The organism is Mycobacterium sp. E342 (genome assembly GCF_001667665.1).
Lineage (GTDB): Bacteria > Actinomycetota > Actinomycetes > Mycobacteriales > Mycobacteriaceae > Mycobacterium.
Genome location: NZ_LZJM01000197.1, coordinates 1 through 1,731, shown reverse-complemented (window position 1 = coordinate 1,731; position 1,731 = coordinate 1). Strand labels below are relative to the sequence as shown.

General features: G+C 66.3%; 1 protein-coding gene and 1 pseudogene. One reads left to right on the top strand and one right to left on the bottom strand.

All coding sequences use genetic code 11. The features are described 5' to 3' along the window. Window positions 1-1,471, top strand: a 1,471-nt coding sequence (locus A5692_RS14215) for a glutamine synthetase (RefSeq protein WP_068056961.1), incomplete at its 5' end; no start/stop codon positions are given. Between the two features lie 3 nt (window positions 1,472-1,474). On the opposite strand, the pseudogene A5692_RS29485 reads toward A5692_RS14215, so the two are convergent. Next, window positions 1,475-1,731 (bottom strand): annotated as a pseudogene (locus A5692_RS29485) (serine/threonine protein kinase); the annotation flags it as partial.

Below are 1,731 nucleotides of genomic sequence, written 5' to 3'. Positions count from 1 at the left end.
GCGGCCGGATCTGATCAACGCGGGGCGCACCGTGTTCGGCGCCAAGCCGCCCAAGGGCCAGGAATTCGACGACCACTACTTCGGCTCGGTGCCCGAGCGGGTGCTCGGCTTCATGATGGACACCGAGCGGGAGCTGTTCAAGCTCGGCATCCCCGCCAAGACCCGGCACAACGAGGTCGCCCCGGGCCAGTTCGAGGTGGCGCCGATGTTCGAGCGGGCCAACATCGCCTCCGACCACCAGCAGCTGCTGATGACCGTGTTCAAGACGCTGGCCAAGAAGCACGGCATGGAATGCCTGTTCCACGAGAAGCCGTTCGCCGGTGTCAACGGCTCGGGCAAGCACGTCAACTTCTCGGTGGGCAACGCGGAGCTGGGTTCGCTGCTGGTGCCCGGCGACACCCCGCACGAGAACGCCCAGTTCCTGGTGTTCTGCGCGGCGGTGATCCGCGCGGTGCACAAGTTCGCTGGGCTGCTGCGCGTCTCGGTCGCATCGGCCACCAACGACCACCGACTGGGCGCCAACGAGGCACCTCCGGCGATCATCTCGATCTTCCTCGGCGAGCAGCTAGCCGACGTGTTCGAGCAGATCGCCAAGGGCGCGGCGACGTCGTCGAAGGGTAAGGGCATCATGATCATCGGCGTCGACACCCTGCCGCCGCTGCCGACCGATCCCGGCGACCGCAACCGGACCAGCCCGTTCGCGTTCACCGGCAACCGTTTCGAATTCCGGGCGCCGGGCTCGGGGCAGACGGTCGCCGTCCCGATGATCGTGCTCAACACGATCATGGCCGACTCGTTCGACTACATCGCAACCATTTTGGAGAAGGCCGTCGACAGCGGCGAGAACTTCGACGCGGCCGTGCAGAAACTGCTCACCGAGATCATCACCGACCACGGTGCGGTGGTGTTCAACGGCGACGGCTATTCGGAGAACTGGCAGATCGAGGCGGCCGCGCGCGGACTGCCGAACCTGAAGACCACGCTGGACGCCATCCCCGAACTGATCAAGCCCGAATCGATCGAAGTGTTCGAGAAGTACGGGGTTTTCAACGAACGCGAGCTGCACAGCCGTTACGAGGTCCGCCTGGAGCAGTACGCGCTGACCATCGGGGTCGAGGCGAAGCTCGCCCTCGAGATCGGGACGACCGTGATCTTGCCGGCGGCCCTGCGCTACCAGACCGAGCTGGCTCAGAACGTCGCGACGCTGAAGGCCGCCGGGCTGGAGCCGAGCATGGCCGCGCTGGAAGCGGTTTCGGCGCCGCTGGCCGACCTCACGGCCGCGCTGGCCGCGTTGAAGGCGGCTTTGTCGGACCACTCGGCGTCCTCGGCGCTCGAGGAGGCCACCCACGCGCAGGAGGCGCTGCTGCCCGCGATGGAAGCTGTGCGTGCGGCCGCCGACGCGCTGGAAGGCGTTGTGGCCGATGACTTGTGGCCGTTGCCGACCTACCAGGAGATGCTCTACATCCTGTAGGGGTCAGCCGTACGCGTCCCACCACGTATGCAGGTCCTCGACGGTGGCCGGATCCCCGGAGACGTCGCTGAGCATGAGCTTCTCGTCGTTGGTCCAGATAACGTTCGGGTGGTTGTTGTAGGTGCCGCAGGCGATCAGGCCGGCCATGTCGTTGGGCGTCTGGTCGTAGTGCCAGCTGACCGGTGAGCGTCCCTCGCCGGGGCAGTTGACCAGGCTGACGTTGCCGATGTCGTCGGTGAACGCCTTCTTGAGCCGGTCGG